Source organism: Sorangium sp. So ce394 (assembly GCF_051474665.1).
GTDB lineage: Bacteria > Myxococcota_A > Polyangia > Polyangiales > Polyangiaceae > Sorangium > Sorangium cellulosum_D.
The window spans coordinates 7,335,986-7,356,542 of sequence record NZ_CP150339.1; the positions used below are offsets into that span (position 1 = coordinate 7,335,986).

14 protein-coding genes and 1 pseudogene are annotated in these 20,557 nt (G+C 71.6%); 8 read left to right on the forward strand and 7 right to left on the reverse strand.

All coding sequences use genetic code 11. The annotated features are described in order from the left end of the window. Positions 1–101: 101 nt before the first annotated feature. From WMF33_RS26675 to WMF33_RS26700, 6 genes are all read left to right on the forward strand, one after another. Entirely contained in the window at positions 102–1,445 is a 1,344-nt protein-coding gene (locus tag WMF33_RS26675; RefSeq protein ID WP_437322480.1) for an ATP-binding protein, read from the forward strand. 97 nt (positions 1,446–1,542) lie between these two features. Next, positions 1,543–1,971 (forward strand): hypothetical protein, encoded by a 429-nt coding sequence (locus WMF33_RS26680; RefSeq protein ID WP_437322481.1) that lies wholly within the window; start codon positions 1,543–1,545, stop codon positions 1,969–1,971. 33 nt (positions 1,972–2,004) lie between these two features. Next, entirely contained in the window at positions 2,005–3,024 is a 1,020-nt protein-coding gene (locus tag WMF33_RS26685; RefSeq protein WP_437322482.1) for a hypothetical protein, read from the forward strand. Between the two features lie 56 nt (positions 3,025–3,080). Then, on the forward strand, positions 3,081–6,638 hold the full coding sequence (locus WMF33_RS26690; protein ID WP_437322483.1) for an nSTAND1 domain-containing NTPase: 3,558 nt from the start codon (positions 3,081–3,083) through the stop codon (positions 6,636–6,638). After that, on the forward strand, positions 6,635–7,402 hold the full coding sequence (locus WMF33_RS26695) for a hypothetical protein (protein WP_437322484.1): 768 nt from the start codon (positions 6,635–6,637) through the stop codon (positions 7,400–7,402). Before WMF33_RS26690 ends, WMF33_RS26695 begins: the two co-directional genes overlap by 4 nt. Positions 7,403–7,413: 11 nt before the next feature. Continuing rightward, positions 7,414–8,835 carry a PEGA domain-containing protein gene (locus tag WMF33_RS26700; RefSeq protein ID WP_437331275.1) on the forward strand — a complete coding sequence of 474 codons (1,422 nt, stop codon included), beginning with the start codon at positions 7,414–7,416 and terminating at the stop codon, positions 8,833–8,835. A 287-nt stretch (positions 8,836–9,122) separates the two neighbouring features. Here the strand turns inward: WMF33_RS26700 and WMF33_RS26705 are convergent, their stop codons facing one another. From WMF33_RS26705 to WMF33_RS26725, 5 genes are all read right to left on the reverse strand, one after another. Then, a complete protein-coding gene (locus tag WMF33_RS26705) occupies positions 9,123–10,202 on the reverse strand; it encodes a hypothetical protein (RefSeq protein WP_437331276.1) in 1,080 nt (359 codons plus the stop codon). Positions 10,203–10,722: 520 nt separating this feature from the next. Further along, the gene (locus WMF33_RS26710; RefSeq protein ID WP_437331277.1) at positions 10,723–11,871 is read right to left on the reverse strand and encodes an AraC family transcriptional regulator; all 1,149 of its coding nucleotides are present in this window, start codon (positions 11,869–11,871) and stop codon (positions 10,723–10,725) included. A 302-nt stretch (positions 11,872–12,173) separates the two neighbouring features. Continuing rightward, positions 12,174–12,488 carry a hypothetical protein gene (locus WMF33_RS26715; RefSeq protein WP_437331278.1) on the reverse strand — a complete coding sequence of 105 codons (315 nt, stop codon included), beginning with the start codon at positions 12,486–12,488 and terminating at the stop codon, positions 12,174–12,176. Positions 12,489–12,812: 324 nt separating this feature from the next. Continuing rightward, complete coding sequence (locus WMF33_RS26720) at positions 12,813–14,108, reverse strand: Kelch repeat-containing protein (RefSeq protein ID WP_437331279.1); 1,296 nt, start codon at positions 14,106–14,108, stop codon at positions 12,813–12,815. Between the two features lie 248 nt (positions 14,109–14,356). Continuing rightward, positions 14,357–15,343: a hypothetical protein gene (locus WMF33_RS26725; protein WP_437331280.1), complete on the reverse strand. Its 987-nt coding sequence runs from the start codon at positions 15,341–15,343 to the stop codon at positions 14,357–14,359. A gap of 467 nt (positions 15,344–15,810) precedes the next feature. Between WMF33_RS26725 and WMF33_RS26730 the strand changes: the two are divergent. Next, positions 15,811–16,539 (forward strand): annotated as a pseudogene (locus WMF33_RS26730) (ABC transporter permease subunit); the annotation flags it as partial. A gap of 252 nt (positions 16,540–16,791) precedes the next feature. Beyond that, on the forward strand, positions 16,792–17,295 hold the full coding sequence (locus WMF33_RS26735; protein ID WP_437331281.1) for a hypothetical protein: 504 nt from the start codon (positions 16,792–16,794) through the stop codon (positions 17,293–17,295). A gap of 12 nt (positions 17,296–17,307) precedes the next feature. Here WMF33_RS26735 and WMF33_RS26740 read toward each other — a convergent pair whose 3' ends face one another. Continuing rightward, on the reverse strand, positions 17,308–19,017 hold the full coding sequence (locus WMF33_RS26740) for a recombinase family protein (RefSeq protein ID WP_437331282.1): 1,710 nt from the start codon (positions 19,015–19,017) through the stop codon (positions 17,308–17,310). A 351-nt stretch (positions 19,018–19,368) separates the two neighbouring features. Beyond that, the gene (locus tag WMF33_RS26745; RefSeq protein WP_437331283.1) at positions 19,369–20,529 is read right to left on the reverse strand and encodes a hypothetical protein; all 1,161 of its coding nucleotides are present in this window, start codon (positions 20,527–20,529) and stop codon (positions 19,369–19,371) included. Between the last annotated feature and the right edge of the window lie 28 nt (positions 20,530–20,557).

The following is a 20,557-nucleotide window of genomic DNA, read 5'->3' on the forward strand; positions in this document are numbered from 1 at the left end:
GAAGCCTCGTATTTAGCGGCGCGACCGGGGCGCGTCGTGCCACCTTCGCGCAGCGGTTCTGGAGCGAGGAGGAGCGCCGCGGCTCGATGGGTATGGCAAGGATGACCAAGATCGTGGAGAACGCCGCCGACCTCGAGCGGGAGCTATTCTGGTTTCGCAGCGTCCTCGAGGCGCGGATCAAGATCCATGTCGGCAACGGTGCAACCGACGGGAGCGTGCTCGACATCGCGCCGCCGGACCTCGGCGGGTCGAGCTCGGAGTATGCCGGCTTCGTGCGGCGCCATCAGCTCTCCTTCGTCGAGCGCCTCGCCCTGGTGCTCGCCCTGGTCCCGCACCTGCGGCCCCAGCTCCTCGACGTCTGCTTCGGCCGCGACGCCGCCGTGGATCGGCGGCTCACCGAGTTCGGCGGCGCCCAGCTCAGCGCCGGCGGCGAGCTCCTGCCCACGGCCGAGACGCTGGCGTTCCTCCTCGGCGGCGACGACCTCGCGGTCCGGTTCTCGGCGCAGCTCCTCCTGGATCCAGAGCACCTCTTCGCAAGGCACGACGTCCTCAGGCTCGGCGGCGGCGACGAGGTGACGCCGATGAAGGCGCCCCTCCAGATCTCGGAGGAGCTGCTCTGTCTCTTCACCACCGGCGAGCCGCGGCGGCGCGGCTGCGGGCCCGGCTTCCCCGCCCAGCGGATCGAGACGCGCCTCGGCTGGGAGGACGTGGTGCTGCAGCCCAGCACCCGCAAGCACCTCGAGGAGATCGAGACCTGGATCGAGCACGGAGGGACGTTGATGGCGGACTGGGGCATGGCCGGGAAGCTGCGCCCCGGCTACCGCAGCCTCTTCTATGGCCCGCCGGGCACGGGCAAGACGATGACCGCCTGCCTGCTCGGCAAGTCCGCCGGCCGTGAGGTCTACAAGGTGGATATCTCCCTGGTGGTGTCGAAGTACCTCGGGGAGACGGAGAAGAACCTCGGCCGGGTCTTCGACCAGGCCGAGCGCAGGGGCTGGATCCTGTTCTTCGACGAGGCCGACGCGCTCTTCGGCAAGCGCAGCGAGACGCGGGACGCGCACGACCGTTACGCCAACCAGCAGGTCTCCTTCCTCCTCCAGCGCATCGAGACCTTCGACGGGCTCGCGGTCCTGGCGTCCAACCTGCGCGACAACCTCGACGACGCCTTCGCGCGGCGGTTCGAGTCGATCATCTACTTTCCGATGCCGCGCGCCGAGGAGCGCGCGCGGCTGTGGCGGCAGGGGCTCTCGCCCAAGGCGAGACTCGACGGCGCCGTGGACCTGGAGAAGATCGCGCGCGAGCACGCGCTCGCGGGGGGCGCGATCATGAACGTGATCCGCTACGCCTCGCTCGAGGCCTTGAGAGAGGGCAGCCGCCCCCTCACGGCAGACGACCTCCTGCAGGGCATCCGGAAGGAGTATGCCAAGCAGGGGAAGGCGGGTTGAGCGGACGCATGCACGACACGCCTTAATTTCTCTTAAGCTGACAAAACGCGACGTCGTCTGTTTCATGGCAGGTATGCCCGTGCCAGCGAAAGAACACATGAATCGGGATGAGCCCGTCGCGTTCGGCGGATCGTCGTCGGTGACGGTGGGCGTCTCTCTTCGTACGCGGCTCGGCCCCGGCGAGCCACCGAGGCGCGCGATACAGACCTTGCTGCGGTCGGTGGGCGAGGCCCTGTCCGCCCATTTCGAGGGCCGCGCGGCCGCGCGCCTCGACACCGAGAGCGCCACGGCCACGGTGACCCTGCGGATCCCCGAACCGGAGGGCAGCACCAAGGTGTGCGAGCTCTCGATCACCCTGCTCGCCGACGAGCTCACCCAGGACGAAGAGCTCGTGGTCGTCCCACGGATCCGCGCCGAGGTTTACCGCCGGAAGGGCGATATCGACTGGCTCGCCAACGACGCGGCGGCGGACGTCGACCAGCTCGCCGGCGAGATAGAGGACGTCCTCTCGGCCATCTCGCCCTGACCGCGGCCATGGCGCGCTCGAAGGAGATCAACCGTGAAGATTGACGATGACAGAAGGCGCTCGCCGATCTGCCTCGCGATCGCGGCGCTGGCCGCGCTCCCGCTCGCGGCGTGCGCGAGCACCGCGACGGTCACGCTCGACGAGGCGATCAAGGACCTCGCGCCGGACTACCGCGCGCGGACGCCGGCGAGCGGCGCCGCGAGCCTCGGACGCCGGCTGCTCGGGGACCAGCCCGAGACCAACGCCTGCTTCGACGGCGACCAGGGCACGGCGGCGCCGAGCTGGTCGAAGGTGACGCTCCACTACGGGGACGTGCTCGACGGGAAGCTCTCCGGCGACTTCGGCGCAGCCGTCAAGGTCGCCTCCTCGGCCGGCGTGTCCTCGGAGCGGAGCGCGAACGTCACGCTGACGGACCTCGTGGAGAGCAGGCTCTCGGCGGTGTACCTCGACGCGAGCGGCGCGTGCACCAGCCTGTTCGCCGAGACCGGGACGAGCTACGTCAGGGTGCTGACGCGCGCGATCATGGCGGGGACGCTCGAGGTGGCGGCCGAGCAGGCGGTCGCCGCGACCCTGGCGATCGACGCCTCCTCGATCGGAGGGACCTCCGTGAGCGCGTCGAGCACGTCGGGCCGCAAGCTCCAGGGGACCTCTCTCTTCTTCGCGGACTATCCCGAGTGCTTCAGCGTGGTTTACCAGAAGAGAGACTGCGCCGGCTCGGCCGTGGGTCCGGGCAACGTCTGCGATCTCGACGCGTGCTCGTTCAACATCGCGGCGCTCGACACGGGCCGCGCGGCCTGGAAGGGGAAGCTCTCTTGCGAGGGCGGCGCGTCGATCGAGCTCGGCGGCACCCTCGGCGAGTGGGGAGAGGCGCAGAAGACGGCGCCCGGCGTCACCTACAACGTCCGCGTGCTCAAGGGAGCCTTCCTGGGGACGGCGAACATCGACCTCCGTCGCTGGGTGACCCGCTCGGAGTCGCCCGACAAGTGCGCGCCCCCCGGGAGCGCGCCGCCCCCGGGTCGATCGCGAGCCCCGGAGCGACCTTTGGATCCTTGAGAACCAATCAGGTGTTTGCGCCGAATCCATCCGTTACTCGCTCTCGCTGCCCCGCAATGCAGAACCCCTTTCCAGGTCCCCAACCTTACCGCGCTTCCGACCGTGATCGCTTTTACGGGCGAGGCGACCTGGCCTATCGGCTCGAGGCATCCATCCTCGCCAACCGCTGCGTCACCGTGTTCGGGCCGTCCGGCGCGGGCAAGTCCTCCCTGGTGCAGGCGGCGGTCCTCCCGTCGCTCATCGAGAAGCAGGAGGTCCGCGTGGCGCGGGTCGACGCCTGGCCCGAGGATCAGGACGCGACGCGCTGGCTCGCGGACGCGGTGTACGGCGCCCTCGGCCTCGGCGACCGGCCGGCCGGCGCCTCGCCCGCGGACGCGCTGCTCACGGCGGCGCAGCGCGCGGCGCGCGGGTCGCCGCGGCTCGCCGTCGTCTACCTCGATCAGATCGAGCAGCTGCTCTACGCGACGCGCGGCGCGGCCGAGGCCGAGGCGCTCTTCGACTGCGTGGACCGCCTCGCCGGGCTGCCCACCCGCAACCTGCGCCTGGTGCTGTCGCTCCGCGAGGACTACCTCGGCCGCTTCCGCGATCGGCTGCGCGAGCACCGCCGGCTCCTCGATCACGGCTTCCGCGTCGGCCCGCTGACGGTCGCCGAGCTCTGCGAGGCCGTCTGCCAGGCGGCCGCCGCGGGCGAGCCGCCGCAGGCGTGGGCGCCGGCGGACATGCGCCCGCTCCTGCTCCAGGTGCGCGTGCCCGGCCAGGCCCCGGGCGACGAGGCCGAGGCGCAGGCCGCGTACGCGCAGATCGTGTGCCGCGCGCTCTTCGCGCAGCGCGCGGAGGGGGGAGCGGCGGAAGGCGCGGTCGACGCCGAGGCCATCCTGCGCCGGTACCTGGAGGCGACGCTCGCCGGCCTCGGCGCGCTGCGCGGCGGGGCCGAGCGGCTGCTCGAGGATCACCTGGTGACGGCGGACGGCAGCCGCACGCTGCGCACCGAGAAGGAGCTGCTCCGGATCCTCCCCGCGGACGAGCTCGGGCCGGCGCTGAAGGCGCTGGAGGGGGCGGCCATCCTCCACGCGGCGGAGCACCAGGGGAGCCGGTACTTCGAGATCGGCCACGACTGGCTCGCGCGCGAGGTCTTCGAGCAGCGGCAGCAGCGCCAGCACCTGGAGGCGCGGCGGCGCGAGCGGGCCGAGGCGGAGGCGAGGCTCGCCGAGGAGCGCGCGCGGCGGCGCCGCTCCGCCGCCGTCGCCGCGGCGGCGCTCCTTGTCGCGGCCGGCGCGGCGGCGCTCGGCGCGGTGGCGTACGGCCAGAAGCTCCGCGCCGATCGCCTGCGCGTCGAGGAGGTCCGGGCTCGACGCGAGGCCGACCGGCAGCGGGACGCCGCGGAGGAGCGGCGCTCCGAGGCGCACGACGCCAGGATCCTCGCCGGCTTCCGCGAGCTCGCGGTGCGCGCGCAGCTCCCGCTGGCGATGAAGCTCCTGCCCGAGGCGGAGCTGCCGAGCGCGCGCCGCGGCTGGATCGAGCTGGCGAGCGACGCCCTCAACGCGAACGCGCTCCGCGCGACCCTCCGCGGGCACGCGGGCGCCCTCGCCGCGGCCGTGTGGAGCCCCGACGGCACGCGCGTGCTCACGGCCTCGGCCGACGGCACCGCGCGCGTGTGGCGCGCCGACGGCACCGGCCAGCCCGTGGTGCTCGAGGGCGGCGGCGGGGCCATCCTCGCGGCCGCGTGGAGCCCCGACGGCGAGCGCGCGCTCGCGGGCTCGGAGGACGGCACCGCGCGCGTGTGGCGCACCGACGGCGAGGGAGAGCCCGTGGTGCTGAGCGGCCACCGCGGCGCCGTCACCGCGGTGGCCGCGAGCCCGGACGGCGCGCGCGTGCTCACGGCCTCGGCCGACGGCACCGCGCGCGTGTGGCGCATGGACGGCGAGGGCGATCCGGTCGTCCTCGCGGGCCACCGCGGCCGCATCAACGCGGCCGCGTGGAGCCCCGACGGCGCGCGCGTCGTCACCGCCTCCGACGACCGGACGGCGCGCGTCTGGCGGATCGCGAACGGCACGAGCCGCGTCCTCCGCGGGCACACCGGCGAGGTGATCTCCGTGGCCGTGAGCCCCGACGGCACGCGCGTCGTCACCGGCTCGCGCGACCGGACGGCGCGCGTCTTCACGCTGGCGGGCGCCGGCGCGCCCGTGGTGCTCGCCGGGCACGAGGACAGCGTCCTCCACGCGGCCGTGAGCCCCGACGGCCTGCGCGTGGCCACCGCCTCGGCCGATCGGACCGTGCGCGTCTTCCGCGCCGCCGGCGACGCCGAGCCGGTCGTGCTCTCCGGCCACGCGCTCGCCGTGACCTTCGTCTCGTGGCGCCCCGACGGCGAGTACGTCGCCAGCGCCTCCGCGGACCGGACGGCGCGCCTCTGGCCGGCGGACGGCAGCGGCCCGCCGCTCGTCCTGGTCGGGCACCGCGCGCCGCTCCGCTCCGCGGCGTGGAGCCCCGACGGCGCGCGCGTCGTCACCGCGGCGTCCGATCCGTGGGAGCGCTCGTCCGACCGCACCGCGAGGGTGTGGAGCGCCGAGCCGCTCCGGGCGATGCCGCACCGGCGTCGCGACCTCGGCTTCTTCCACGCGGCGTCCATCGTGGAGGGCGGCGAGCGCGTCGTCGCGGCGCACGAGGACCGGACGGCGCGCGTCTTCCGGGTCGACGGCGAGGGCGAGCCTGTCGTGCTCAGGGGTCACGAGGGGTGGGTGGCGAGCGCGGCGCCGAGCGCCGACGGCGCGCGCGTCGTCACGGCCTCGTTCGATCGCACGGCGCGCGTATGGAGCGCCGACGGCAAGGGCGAGCCCGTCGTGCTCAGGGGCCACGAGGCCGAGGTGCGCGCCGCCGTGTTGAGCCCCGACGGCGAGCGCGTCGTCACGGCGTCCGACGACGGCACCGCGCGGGTGTGGCGCGCCGATGGCGAGGGCGAGCCCGTCGTCCTGCGCGGGCACGAGGACTGGCTCACCTCCGCCGCGTGGAGCCCTGACGGCGCCCGCGTGCTCACCACGTCGCTCGACCACACGGCGCGGGTGTGGAGCGCGCGCGGCGAGGGCGCGCCCGTCGTGCTGCGCGGGCACGGCGGCGGCGTCCACGCCGGCGCGTGGAGCCCTGACGGCGAGCGCGTCGTCACGGCGTCCGACGACGGGACCGCGCGCGTGTGGCGCGCCGACGGCGAGGGAGAGCCCGTCGTGCTGCGCGGGCACGACGGCGCGGTCCTTCGCGCGCTCTTCAGCCCCGACGGCGAGCGCGTGGTCACCTCGTCGGCGGACGCCACCGTCCGCCTCTGGAGCGCTGCAGGCGAGGGCGCGCCCATCGTGCTCGGCGCGTCGGCGCCGGTCATCGCGCTGGCCTTCCTCGACGGAGGGCAACGCCTGATGACCGTCGCCATGGACAACGGCATTCACACCTGGAGCATCGACGTGGACACCCTGAAGAAGCGCCTGCTGACCGCGCACACCGATTGCCTGCCGCCGCACATGCGCGTCACCTACCTCGGGGAGACGGCGTCCGCCGCCCGGGAGCGGCACGTGGCGTGCGAGCGCTCGTACCAGCGCGCGCCGCTCCTCGCGGAGGGCCGGGGGCGATGATGGCGCGCGACACGGCCGCGGCGGCGGCGCTGGTGCTCATGTCGGCCCTGGGCGCGTGCGGGCAGCCCGGCGTCGAGGAGGGCGGCGCCGAGCCGGCGACGTCCGCCGGCGAGACCGCCGTCGAGGCCCGCGCCCCCGCGGCGGCGCGGCCTGCGGTGCACAGGCTCGGCGCCGGTGAGCGCCGGGTGAAGCTGCTCGTCCTGCCCGCCGACGCCATCGTCGAGGTCGACGGCGTCCCGGTGCGGCGGCGGGACGGCGTCATCGAGCTCTCGGGCAAGGTCGGGCAGACGTACCGGGTGCGGGTCTCCAGGGGGGTGATGCACGGCGAGACCGCCGTGACCCTCACGGACGCCGGCGCCTCGCCGCCCTCGCTCGATCTCGCCGCGCTGGCGCGGGCGGCGCGCCGCTCCGGGCGCGGCCTCCTCCCGGCCGCGCCCGCCGAGCCGCCGGCCGCCGGAGCCGTCGACGCCGCCGCGCCGGAGCTCGCCGAGACGCCGGAGCTCGCCGAGACGCCGGAGCCGGCGCTCGAATCCATGTTGCCCGGTGTCGCCGCCGAGCACGACGTGCTGGCGGGTCACCTGGCGATGGAGTCGCCGCCCGAATCCGCGCTGGGCGCTGCGCTCGGCGCCGCGCGGCCGAGCGAGGGCCCGGCGTGCGTCTGTCCCCCGGCGGCGCAGGTCACCCCCAGGTGCCCGACCGGCGCGGCCGCGGAGGCGCGCGGCAAGCCGCGCAGCGGCGTGCTGGCCGGAGACGCCTTCGAATGAGGGCGCGCGCGATGCCGGGCACGGCGCGCCGACGGGCCGCGCATGGCGGCCTCCTCCTCGCGGCGGCGCTCCTGGCGCCGCTGCCCTTCGGTTCGCTCGCCGCCGCGCAGCCGGGCGGGCCCGTCGAGGTCCGGCGTCGCGAGGACGCGCGCGCGCACTTCCAGCGCGGCATCGCGCTGCGCGATCAGGAGCGCTGGGCCGAGGCGCTCGCCGAGTTCCAGGCGTCGCGCGCGTTGTTCGTGACGCTGAACGGGACGACCAACGCCGCCGCGTGTCTCATCCAGCTCGAGCGCTACGTGGAGGCCATCGAGCTGTACGAGAGCGCGCTGCGCGACTTCTCCGAACGGCTCAAGGGCGAGGACGAGCGCGACATCCTGCTGGTGGTAAAGCTCCTTTACAATGCCGTCGGGGCCATCGGGATCGTGGGCGCCGAACCGGGCGCGACGGTCCTGCTCGACGGCGTACCGCGCGGCGAGCTGCCGCTCGGCGCGCCCTTGCGCGTGCCTCGCGGCCCCCACACCGTCCGCGTGGTCAAGGCGGGGTACCAGCCGTTCGAGCAGCGCCTCGACGTGGACGGCGGGGAGACGGTCCAGGTGACGGCACGGCTGATCCGGCTCCAGGAGACGGGCACGCTCGAGGTCGCCGAGCCGCCGAGCGAGGGGCCGGACGCACGCCGGATCCGGCTGGGGCGAGACGCTGGAGCCATCGACGACCGCGAGGCGCGCGGCCCGCGCCGTACGCCCCGCTTGCTCGCCGAGGTGAGCGCCGCGGCGCCGCTCGTGGCGTCGTTCGGCGGAGGCACGCCGGCGGTGTGCCCGGGGTCCTGCAGCGAACCCCTCGGGTCTGGCGTCGGCTTGCTCGTCCACGGAGGGTACGGCGTCGACCACCTCTCGTTCGGCGCCTCCGCGGGCTATCTGGGCGTGCAGCAAGCCGTCCGCGGGCGCGTCGCGACGCTCGAGGCCGCCGGCGGGGCGTCGTACGCGGTGCGCGTCGACGACACGACGGCGCTCCGCGGCGCGCTCTTCGGCGCCTGGGTCGGGTACTCGTCGGGCGAGCGCCTCCTGCTCCACGCGCGGCTGGGCGCCGGCGGGCTGTTCGGCGCGGTCGCGGAATCGCGCGCGAGCGCGCGGGCGTCGACGGGCGGCGCGCCGTCGTTCGGCCCGATCGAGCGGAGCGCGGCGGCGCGCTTCGTGTACGTCGCGCCCGAGGTGCGCGCCGGCGTCAGGCTGGCCAGGCGGGTCGAGCTCACCCTGGGGCTCGCGGTGCCCCTGCTCATCGCCGTGCCGAGGCCGGCGTCGAGCCGGCGGGGGTTCGTCGACACCGCGGCTGGGGTCGATCAAGCCGCCTCGGCCTGGTTTCCGGGCGAGCCCCTCACGGCCCCCCTCTTCCCGCTGTTCATGCCTGCCCTGAGCGCCAGGTGCGATTTCTACTGAGGCCGACCTGCCTTCGGCGCACTGCCGCGCGCGGGTGGAGATCCCACGATGACGTTGGAGCCTTGCGGGGCCTGGCCCTCCTGAGCCTCCCCGCGCCGGCCCCGGCCGAAATCCGTGTCCGCGTTCGGACCCGGGTTCCAAGAGAAGATCACCTTCCCGCTGGGAGTCGGTCATCCTCTCCAGGTTGTGCTTGCGCTGGCTGGAGAAGGGTCGGGTCGGCTAGTCAAGTGAGACGCCAGTGTCGAATCGGCGCTTTCCGAGGTGATGTTGACGCAGCGTCGCCCAGCTCAGGGGCAGCTGCCGGCGAAGCTCAGGAAGCTCTGTACGCAGGCGTCCGCCTGAGCTGGGCTGGTGAGCGGCATGGTGGTGAGGGTGTTGGCCACCGACACGTATCCGCACTGGTCGGGCTCCGGACCGAACTGGCCGTTGACAGCGAACTCGACGAAGGGGCCCTCGTGGCCATTGTCGTCACTCTTCAGATAGTAGTAGACGCTGCCGGGGCCCATGAAACCCGAGTAGTTGATGCACTGGACGGGGGGAGCAGGGGGACCCCACCCGGGCATGCCGTCACACGGGCACGCCGGCGCCGTGGGCTGGCAGGTGCCGCTCTCGCAGGTGAAGCCCGATCCGCACGATCCGCAGTCGAGCGTCCCGCCGCAGCCATCGGCGATCGAGCCGCAGGTCGCTCCTTGAGCGGCGCAGGTGGTGGGGACGCAGACGGGCGTCTCGCAGTTCGTCCCCGTCCAGTCGGGCGCGCACGTGCAGGTGTACCCGTTGACCTGATCGTTGCACGTGCCGTGGACGCAGGGGTTCGGCGCGCATTCATCGATGTTGGTCTCGCAGTTCGTCCCCGAGAAGCCGGGCGCGCACGTGCAGGTGTAACCGCTCTCGGTCGTGGCGCAGGCGCCGCCGTTCTGGCAGGGGGCCGAGGCGCAGGGGTCGCTGCAGGTGCCGTTCTGGCACAGCAGGCCATCGCAGCACGGGAGGGTGGCGTCGCACGGCGCGTTCGCGGGGAGGCAGCCCTGGCCGTTGCAGGTCGGGTCGTAGAGCGGCGAGCTCGGGTCGGTGCTGGTGATGTAGTCACCGTCGTGGGCGCTGTGCGCGTTGACGCACGCCTGGTCGCTGATACGAAGGATCGTGTACGGCTTCGTCGCGGAGCCGGTGTGGTGACAGATCTGGACCGTGCCGCCGGGATCGAAATAGGTGCACTGCTCGGGGGTGAGCGCGTCATGGTCCCCGCCCACGGCGTCCCCGTTTTCGTCGCCGTCGGCCGCGGAGGGGCCGGCGCTGGTACAGCCTGCGAGCAGCAGGGTGGAGAGAGCCGGGATCGTCAGAGAGCGGAGACGTGAACCTGCAAGAAACCGCATGGGTGTCATCCTTTCAAGGTTGTGCTTGCGCTGGCTGGAGAAGGGTCGGGCCGGTCTGTTCAAGTTTGATGCCAGTGTCGAATTGGCATTTCCGAGGTGATGTCGACGCAGGCCCCTGCATGGCGTTCGGTGAGTGCGCTCCGCCGGTTCCCGTCGCCCAGGTCCAGTCGCGCGCCGCCGCCTGCTGCTGCCTGAATGCCTCACCTGCGGAGACCACGACGCACCGCCGTGACCGACCGCGGCGACCCTGCCGAGTTCGATGACGGAGCGATCTTCCACCATAGGTTCAGGCGAGGATGCAACAGCGACGAGCTCGTCCGCGCGCTTGTCTTGCCGTTCGTGGACAGTTCGCTGCCGTTTCTGGACAGGCGACATCGTTCGCGCACGCGATCGATAGCGATCTGTGCGATACGCCGACGTCGAACCCGGCTGCCGGTACGCCATGGTGAGCTGCGGGCGGTGGGCCCGGGGCTGCGTTATCGCCGGAGTTGTCGCTCGTGCGTGCCAGCGCTCGTGACGTTCAGGGCAGGCGTCGCGGCCGGAGGCGCGGCAGGCCCGTGGCCGCGCGCCCCGTGGACAGCGTCTCGGAGGGGCTCTCGCCGAACCGGCGCTTGTAGTCGACGCTGAACCGCCCCGGGTTACCGAGCCCGAGCGCTGCCACGACGCCCGCGACCGACGTGCCGGCCGAGGGCTCGGCCAGCTGGCGGCGCGCGAGCTCGAACCGGCGCCACCGCAGGAAATCCATCGGTGGCATTCCCCGGCTCGCCACGAAGGCTGCGCGCAGGGACCGCTCCGGCACGCCCGCAGCGGCGACGATGTCGGCCAGCGTGATCGGCTCCGCAGCGTGCGCGGCCATGTATTCTTCAGCCTTGCGGACGCACGCCGGGGCCACGCGCGGCGGCGGTGCATCGAGGATCTCCGATAGGCTGTGCCGGGTGTGCACCAGGATGCTCGTGAAGAGGGCGCCCCGCAGCCCGGCGAGCAGCATCGGCGAGGCCCATGACTGCTCGATCTGGCGGCGGAAGAGCTGCGCGACCTCGTGGACCGTGCGGCCCGGTCCGTCCTCGATGTCGAGCGCCGTACCGAACCGGATCGGGCCGCGCAGCGAAGCGCCCGTGAGCGTGATGAAGTGGGCGTCGAGCGCTCCGCGGTCGATCACGAGGGTCCGCCCGTGAAACTCCCCGCTGACATCGAGCGAGCAGGATCGCCCTGGTGAAAACAGCGCGCCCCGCCGGCCCGGCACGACGCGGAAGGGCTCGCCCGCGTGGTCGCCGGCGCTCTCGCCCTCGGCCGAGAGGGACAGGATGTATTGGTCCCCGACTGCCGGCACAAAGGCCCGCCCTCCGCCGGGCCAGTCGCCCGTCACGACACGGATTGTGCCGAAGGAGGCGACCTCCATCGCACAGCCGAACGATGTGCCGCGCTTGGGCTCGAGGGTCGCGTCCACGTAAACGCGGCGGAAGGCCTCCCGAGCCTCGCCGACGTCGCTGGTGCACACAAGCCGAGTCCGCGCAATCCCCGCCCCCGACGCCTGCATGGCGCGGGAGGGTCCTTCACCCCTATGGCTTGTCTGGACAAAGCGAGGCGCACGACCCGGCATTGGAGGAGAAGGGAGCACAATTTCCAGAAAATGTAAAATCTGGGGAGCCAGCCAGACAGCTCTGCTCATCGCCGTACCGAGGCCGGCGTCGAGCCAGCAGATGCTGGATTTTCCGGCCGCTGAGCATCATGCGCGCCTCGCCGGAAGGTTTTTTGGGGGCAGACCTCCCCCCTCCGGCCGCCGGAGGAGCGGTGGTCTCGGCAGGTGCAGGCTGGGAGCGGCGATCCACCCCGGGTGGGGAGAGCGCGGTCCGCGCATCACGTCGGGAGCCGCGCCCGTGGAGGGGTGTGAGGGCGTGGCGTGGTCTTCAACGGAGGGAGGAGGATCGTCGCCACCGGCGACCCGAGGTGAGCCGCCGGGCAGGATGCGCCCTACGCCTGAACGACGTAGGCGACGAACGAGAAGTTCGCGTCCTCCAGCGCACCGCTAGCCTTGTCGACCGAGCAGACATACACCGCTGGCGGGCTGTGCTCGTGGTTGTACGTCGAGAACTGGTTGTCGGCGGACTGCCTGCCGGCATCGTCGACCGGCGTGACGACGACGATCGGAGCCTGCGACGACGTGGCATTGAAGGTGATCTTGTACCTCCCCGTCGAAACCCTCGTGGAAGACCAGCCCCCGGAGCCGGGGTTCAGCATCCCGCCGTCAGACTGCCGCACCGAACCAAACACTACGGACGTTGCCATTTCTCTTCTCCTATCTTGCTGTCAGCGACACGCGCGCCCGTGGAGGCCAGGACCAGCAAGGCCCTGTGACCTCCTACGCGATTCGAGGATGTCGCTGCTCCACGACTGGTAACGCCGAGCTCGTCCGATGTCGCCTTAATCATTCCTAAGAACATCGTGCGGGTGGGCATCGCGCCGCAGCCCCTCGGGATGCTCGGAGCAAGAGGTGGTGGTCATGAGGTGTCCGGAGGAGACGCGTGAACGACCGCGCTTCACGCCGTTCATGGATGGTGGCTCGAGGAGCTCTTCAAGGCGCCTCCTGGCCGTGGCCGACCTCCTGTTCGTTCAGTCGTCGCCGGCCATGGGGATCGTCAATCTCCACATGTCGTTGAGCAGCACCGGCGCGAACTCCGCGGTCGCTCCCCCGAAGATGTAGAGCTCGTAGGCCGTGGCGGTCCTGCGAGAGAAGGAGAACTGGCCGAACCTCGGCGCCGGCGCCGGCCCCGCCATCGCGGTGTCCACGCGCGTCCAATCCCCGGTGTCGAGATCGAAGTACCAGACGTCGGACAGGGTGGTACCGTCGAACTGGCTGCCCCCGAAGAGCCAGATTCGATGGCCGCGCTCGTCGGCGACCAGCTTCGCGTTGTCGCGGTGGCCCGGTCCGCTGTCCTCGTCGAAGGCGATCTGCTCCCAGGTCTCCGTGTCGACGTCGAGCATCCAGAGGTCGCCGAGGTAGTTCTCCGGCGTGAACAGGCCGGTCCCGTTCACGGCGTCGTTCGTGTATCCGCCATAGAGCAAGAGGGCGTTCCAGCCCTCGGAGTACACGAGCGGATGATGGGCTCGAGCGCGCGGGACAGGCGAGCCGGTCGCGACCTGCTTCCAGCCGTTCTTGTAGCGGACCAGGTCGTGCTGGAGGCCGTCCGGGCGGTTGATGAAGGCCGATAACGTCGACGACGAGCCCGAGAAGGCGTACGCGACGGTCTTGTGCTTCCCCTTCCCTCGCACGGCGACCGCCTCCGTGGAGCGATTCGCGAGCCCGGTTTCTGCCGGCTTCTGCGCGATCTGCGTCCACCCGTGCACCCGATCGAACCGGAACGTGTCCTGGTGCGTGAGATCGAGCCCGCGCCGGAAAGGACCTCTCCCGCCGGAGACGATCAGGGCGTCGTCCTCGGCGACGCTCCACATCATCGCCTCGGCCCGGGCGGAAGGCCCGCCCGTGTACTGGCCGAGATCGTGCCAGGTCCGCGTGTCGACGTCGAAGACGCTGAAATCGGCGACGGGCTCGTCGTCCGGATAGGTCCCGTTCAACCCGCCGAAGATGTAGAAGCGGCCGTCCTGATACGCGCTCGAACCGTCCCAGAGGGCGTCGGGGACGGCTCCGTTCTGCGCGATCGCGGTCCAGTAGGGTAAGCTCGACGGGTCTTCGCTCGGGCCGTCCCCGCAGCTCGTCGCGTGAACGCGGCCTCCCCCTCGGTCCACGGCGAGGCGCTGCGCGTCGGTCTGCGCGGTCTCGTCCCCGCCGGGGCGCTCGTGGATCTCCGCCGGCGCTTGCGAGCAGCCGCCCGCGAGGAGCGCGAGGCTGATCGGGACGAGGATGCGGAAGAGGGAGGCGATCGGGACGAGCGTACCTTTACGGGTCATGGGTGTTCTCCGGCTCCAGCGGGGGCGCCCGCGGCAGGGTCGGGCCGCGACGGGACGCGACCGGGACGCTACGACGGGGCACACACCGGCGATAGGTGCACGTTCGTCGTATTGCGGAGGGAGGGCGAGGTATGGTGAAATGCTCCGTTTTGTGCGCGTGCCGTCAAGCGTCCTCGCGGAGGGCCGGCCCCGCTCACGGCGTCATTCGTGGCTCCGGCCCCATGAGGAGGAGGGCGTTCCAGCCCGCCTCACGGCCAGGTGTCCATGACCGCGGGGATCCAGCTGTCCGCATCGCGAAAGGCGGGATCCTGCTCGATGTGGATGAACCGTCCGCTGTAGCTCGCGGCGGGGCTGCCGCAGACCCGGGACGACGGCACGCCGTTGAGGAGCCTGCCTTGAACGTTGGTCGTCGCGTTGAGGGAGCAGACCCCGCCGCCGGGGACGCCGACCCGCCACGCAGGCTCGTACGCGAGCAACTTGTTCTTCAGCCGGAGTATCTTGTCGCCCTCCACGGGGGTGACGTCCACCCCGTGGGAGAGGTGCACGTCCACGGCCGCGCAGGTGCTCTGCGCCATTCCATGCCACTGAATGGCCCACCACGGCCTCGATCCATAATAAGCGGCCAGCTCCAGAGTTGTGGCGTGGAACATGTTCGCCACGTTGTGGGCCGCGTCGGAGATCGCGGACGAGCTCTGGCAATCGCTCTCGACCAAGCTCGCGTCGCGGTGAGCGCCGGCGATCATGAAGCTGCGGGATCTCGTCTCCTTGAAGATCGTGACGGCCTGGATCTCCGTACCCGTGTCCGCGATGGGGTGCGCCGCCGCGTGGAAGAGCTCTCGCTGCGCAGCCGCGTCCACGATGAAGGTGCCCAACCCGCGATCGACGATCCCGTCGCCGTTTCGGTCGGCGACCTCCATCAGCACACAGTACCTGCGGCCGTTGGAGGCGTCACGGACGAGCCGGATCCGCGCGAACGACGAAAGGCTGGACGGAAGCACGCTGTCGCATCTGCCGCCCATCATGGCGCGGACGACGGTCCGCCACGCGCTCATCTGCGTCGAGCTCGGGGCGACGAAGATCCCCGAGTCCCTGTCGGGCATCTGATCGCGAACGCACGCCGCGAGCGCCTCCAGCGTCGTGGTCGACGAGCAGGTCAGGTCGGCGGCGACCGCCGTGCGAGACGCCATCAGCGCGCCGGCGCAGAGCAGGAGCGAGATCGATCGTTGGAACCGCATCGCAGCAATACCTCCTGTCGGGGGTGTACGGGTGGGATCGTCCGGCGATCGCGTGGGAGGCGCGCCGTGCACGTGCACACATGAACGAGGCTCGCCGCGGTCCACGCCGCGTCGCGCGCCGCGGTCCCCGGCATTCACCGATCTTTCAGGTGCGCGAGCGCTCGCCGCTTTCTTCGCCGCCTGCGCAATGATCGCCAAGCAACATCACCGGTCGGCGAGCGCGACTGCAAGGCAGAGACCGCCGCCGAGGCCGCCGCGCTGTGCGAGCCGTTCGCGGTCGCCGCGGCCACCACATCGCAGCATCGCTCGACCCGCCCGGCCACCGTGGCGCCGCACGTCATGACGGCGGCGCGCCGCGCCCGGGCTGGCGAGCGTCGTCCAGGCGCGAGGCGCCCCATCGGCGCCGTCGCGGACTCGCAAGATCCCCGAAAAAGGGCGGAAATATTGGACCCCTTATCCTCGGCGGCGTGAAGCTCCTCCCGCAAGGGCTGCTCGGTCGCGAGACAGCCGAGGCGATCGTCATCCCCGCCGGGGCCCTCGCGGCCTCGCTGCTCGCGTTCGGCGCCTTCGTGGCCGCCCAGGGGGCGAACCCGCTGAGCGTCTATTACGAGATGGTCCGCGGCGCCTTCGGCACGTGGTTCTCGTTCCAGAACACCCTCCTGCGCGCCGCCCCGCTCATGCTGACGGCGCTCTGCACGGCGCTGCCGGCGCGCCTCGGCCTCATCGTCATCGGCGGCGAGGGCGCGGTGGTCGTGGGCGGGCTCTCGGCCGCGTCGGCCGCGCTGGCCTCGCGGGCGTGGGGCGCGCCGCCCGCCGCGGCGCTCGCCGCGATGGCCCTCTCGGGGCTCGCCGCGGGCGCGCTCTGGATCGGCCTCGCCGGCGCGCTCCGCGTCTACCGCGGGGTCAGCGAGACGATCAGCAGCCTGCTCCTCAACTACATCGGGATCGCGCTCCTGAACCACCTCGTCGAGGGCGCCCTGCGCGACCCGGCGAGCCTGAACAAGCCGTCGACGGCCCCGATCGGCGCCGAATACGCGCTCGGGAACCTGCCCGGCGTCGAGGTCCACGGGGGACTCGCCTGCGGCGTCCTCGCCTGCGCGCTCTGCTACGCGCTCATGCACCGGACCACCTTCGGCTTCGCCGCGGCGATGAGCGGCGGCAACGTCCGCGCGGCGCTCCTCGCCGGCCTGCCGGTCAGGCGCCCGCGTTCGCGTGGCCCAACCCGGGTCGGAGCGCGCGCAGGATCGCGCCGCGGGCGCCGCAATCGTGCTGTTCGCCGCGCCGGCGCTCGTCCGGTCACGATTCCGCGAAGGATCGGGCAGCTTCCATCATCCACGGGTAGGAGGCGCCTTCCTTGAACGTACCCACGGTGTGTCGCGATCCCGTCTGTTCAGCTCACGACGGTGGCCGAGCGCGCCATCGCACGTCGCTTACCGAGGAGATACACCATGATTGATCGTAAATCCGTACTTGGGCTCGCGATGTCCGCCCTCTGCGCGTGGCTCTCGGGGTGCATCCCGTTCGGCGATCCCGAGGGCCCCGGCGCGCGCGGCGAGGTCTCGTTGGGCGAGGGCGTGAGCACGAGCGGGCTCATGACCCTCCGGGTGCACGCCGTCCCGGCCTCGGACGAGCCCTTCGACAAGGACGACCCGCGGTTCACCGGTCCCGACCTCGCCGAAGGTGGTTGGATCACGGTCAACGAGGGCCTGGATGGCCTGACGTTCCCTCATCCGTACGAGATCGGCTCCGGCGTCGGCACGACCGACACGAAGCGCTGGCGTCTGTTCGCGTGGCTCTCGGCCGCCGACGTCCACGAGGACAGCGACGCACCGAGCAGCGGCGAGCCCTATGGAACGATCACCTTCGACATCGATGATTGTGGGGCAAGCTACGGCGGGTACTGCACGGTCACCGAGGGGGTGGACGTCACCATCGACCAGGTGGCCCCCTAGCTAGAGCGGCGCTCACTCGCGCCCGTGCGTCCCCTCTCGTCTCCGTCTCTCGTCCCCGTGCGCGTGCGCGTGACCACGCGGACACGGTCGACAAAGCTTACCCTTCGGCCTGTCCGTACGGTGGCGCGCGTCGCCGTGCCCGCCCGCCCCACTACCGTGGAGGTCTAGCGGCACGATGTAGTGCACGCGCAGCATCGTGGTCGTCACCTCGACCTTCTCTACGAGCAGTTCCACGATCGCTCGGCGATCTTCCCAGGTGCAGCGCTCCAGCCCTCGGCGCAGCCGCTCCTTCAGCTGCCGGAGCTCGTCGACGACCTCTCGCTGCTGCAGCGCACGCCGCTGGTCGTGCTGCCCTTGCGCGAGCCGTGCCTCGCACTGCTGCTTGCTTTCGTCGAGTCGGTCTCGGCGTGCTCGAAGCTCGTCGAGCGTGATCGCTCCGGCTTGGTAAGCGTCCACCAGCCGGCTGATCGCTCCCTCCATGGCTCGCGCTTCGCGCACGAGACGTCGGCGCTCCCGCTCGTACGCCTCCAGCATCGTGTGGGCCTTATCGCGCTGCGCGTCGAGCTGGGCCGCTAGCTGCTCGGGCTCCTGGAGCCAGCGCTCCAGGTCTTGCCAGAGCACTTGCTCGACGTCCTCGGCGCGCAGCGAGGGGCGCGGGCACGGGGCGGCGTCACGCCCGTTGAACCGATCCCGCCCGCCGCAAGTGTAGTACCGGTACTCGCCGCGCCCGCCGGAATCCGTGGCGCGTCCCCACAGCGTTCGGCCACATTCAGTACAGATCAGCAGCCCCCGCAGCAGATAGGGGCGCTTAACCTGCCCCGCCGTACGCTGCCGGTTGTCGCGCAAGCGCTGCTGCACCGTGGCAAACAGCTCCGGGTCGACGAGCGCCGGCACGCTCGCACCGATCCACTGCTCTTCCGGCCGGCGCCGGAAGGACGACTTGCGCCGGCGGCGGTAGTGGCGCCGATCGCGCGGGCGCCGCGGTTCAGCGGCCTCGTACTTCTGGTGATGGGCACAGCCCACGTACACACGGTTGCGCAGCAGCCCCCCGATCGTGCTCGTCTGCCATGGCCGACCCTTGCGGCTCGCGGTCCCTTGCTCCTCGAGCCGCTGCGCAACGTGCCGCAAGGGCAGGCCCTCGTAGCCTACCCACGCGAAAATCTGGCGTACCACCGACGCTTCGCACTCCTCGACCACCACCGTGCCTGGCTGATGCCGAGCTCCCGGCAGGTATCGGTAGCCGTACGGAGGATTGGCCCACCCCGGCGGCGCGCCCGAGCGTGCCCGATGCAGCATGCCACGGCGGGTCCGGTCGAGGATCTTGGCGCGCTCGTACTCGGCGAAGACCCCGCGCATCGACAGCGCCATCCGCTCCTCGTCGGTGCGCGCAGCCCCGCCGTGGATGAAGATGAGCTCAACGCCCTTGCGCGTGAGCTCGTCAAGCACAATTTGCTGATCAACGAAGCGCCGCGCCAACCGATCCGCGTCATACATCACGACGGCGTCGAGCTGCTCCTGCGCTACGGCGTCGCGCAACGCGTCGAGCCCTGGGCGCCGAAGCGTCTCGCCCGACCAGCCATCGTCGAGGTAGCGGTGCTCCGGGTCGATCGTCGCTCCCATCGCCGCAACATGGTGGTCAATGGCCGCGACCTGCGACTCGATCGTGCGCTCTTGCTCCTGCCGGCCTGTCGAGACCCGTGCATACATCCCTATCGTGCTCATGTCCCCCTCCGCTGACGCCCGCCTCGCTGGCGCGACGGAGCAACCGCTCGACCACGAGCGCCATCCGCTCGCCCGCCGCTCGTTGCCCCACGCTCCGGCGCTCGATCTTCCACTCCTTCCCCTGATGTCTTCGCTGTCCCACCCGCAAGCCTGGAGCCCGCGAAGCGCGAGCGACGGCCCAGGAACGGAACGGCGAGCTGCCTCATCCAGTGCAGCCCGAGTTTGTCGACCGTGTCCGCGTGCGCGTGCGCGTGCGCGCTGCTCCGCGGAATCGCGCACGCGCACGAAGGACGAGCACGGAAGACGGAAGACGGGGACGAGAGGGGACGCGCGGGCGCGAGGGAGCGGACCTCACGGCCAGGTGGCCAGCACCGCGGCAATCCACCTCTCCGGATCGCGAAACCCGGGGTGCTGCTCGATGTGCACGAAGCGCCGGGAGGGGGGCGCGGCGGCGCCACCGTAGTTCCACCCCGTCGGCGCGCTGTTCAGTACGCTATTCAGGTGGTGACCCTGAATGTTGCTCGTCCCGTTCAACGAGCACTCACGGCCGCCGGCGACGCCGATCCGCCATGTCGGCTCGTGGGCGCGCAGATTGCTCCTGAGCTCCACGATCTTGTCGCCCGCCGCGGGGGCCGTATCCACCCCGTGAGAGAGGTGCACGTCGACCACCTCGCACGTGTCCTCTGACATGCCGTGCCACTGAATGGCCCACCACGGCTTCTCCCCGTAATGGGCCGCGATCTCCACGTGGGTCGCGTGGAACATGGTCGCCGCGCTGTGGGCAGCGTCCGAGCTCACCGAGAATCCATGGAATCCGCTCACGCCCGGGCTCGCGTCGCGACGGGCCCCGGCCAGCAGGAAGGTGCGAGATCTCGTCCTTTTAAAGACCGTGACGGCCTGCATCTCCGTCCCCGCGTCCGCGATCGGATGCGCCACCTGATGGCTGAGCTCCCGCTCCGCGCTCGCGTCGACGATGAAGGCGCCGAAGCCCCGATCGACGATCCCGTCACCGTCCCAGTCGGCGGTCTCCATGAGCACGCAGTAGCCGCGGCCGCTCTCGTCGTCGTGGAAGCGCCGGATCTTCACCAGAGGCGACAGGCTGTAAGGGAGCGCGAAGCCGCAATCGCCGCGCAGCATGGCGGAGACGATGCTCCGCCATGCGCTCGTCTCCGTGAAGCTCGGGGCGACGAACCTGCGTGAGCCCCTGCCCGGCAGATGATCGCGGATGCACGAGACGAGCGCCTCCAGGGTCGCGCTCGACGCACAGGTCATGTCGACGGCGCCCGCTGCGCGCGTCGGGACCATCGCCAGAGAGACGCTGGTGCCCAGGACAAGCAGAAACGATCCGCCGCACCGCATGCCAAAGACACCTCCGGTCGGGGTCACCAGGCCGAAGTGCGCCGCGTGCAAGGCCGGGACCCGGAGGGAAACGGGCGCGCTGTGCGGATCGTTCGCGGTCGCCGCGGCCACCACATCGCACCAGCCCTCGCGACCACCGTCGCCGACCCGCAAGATCCCCGAAAAAGGGCGGAAATATTGG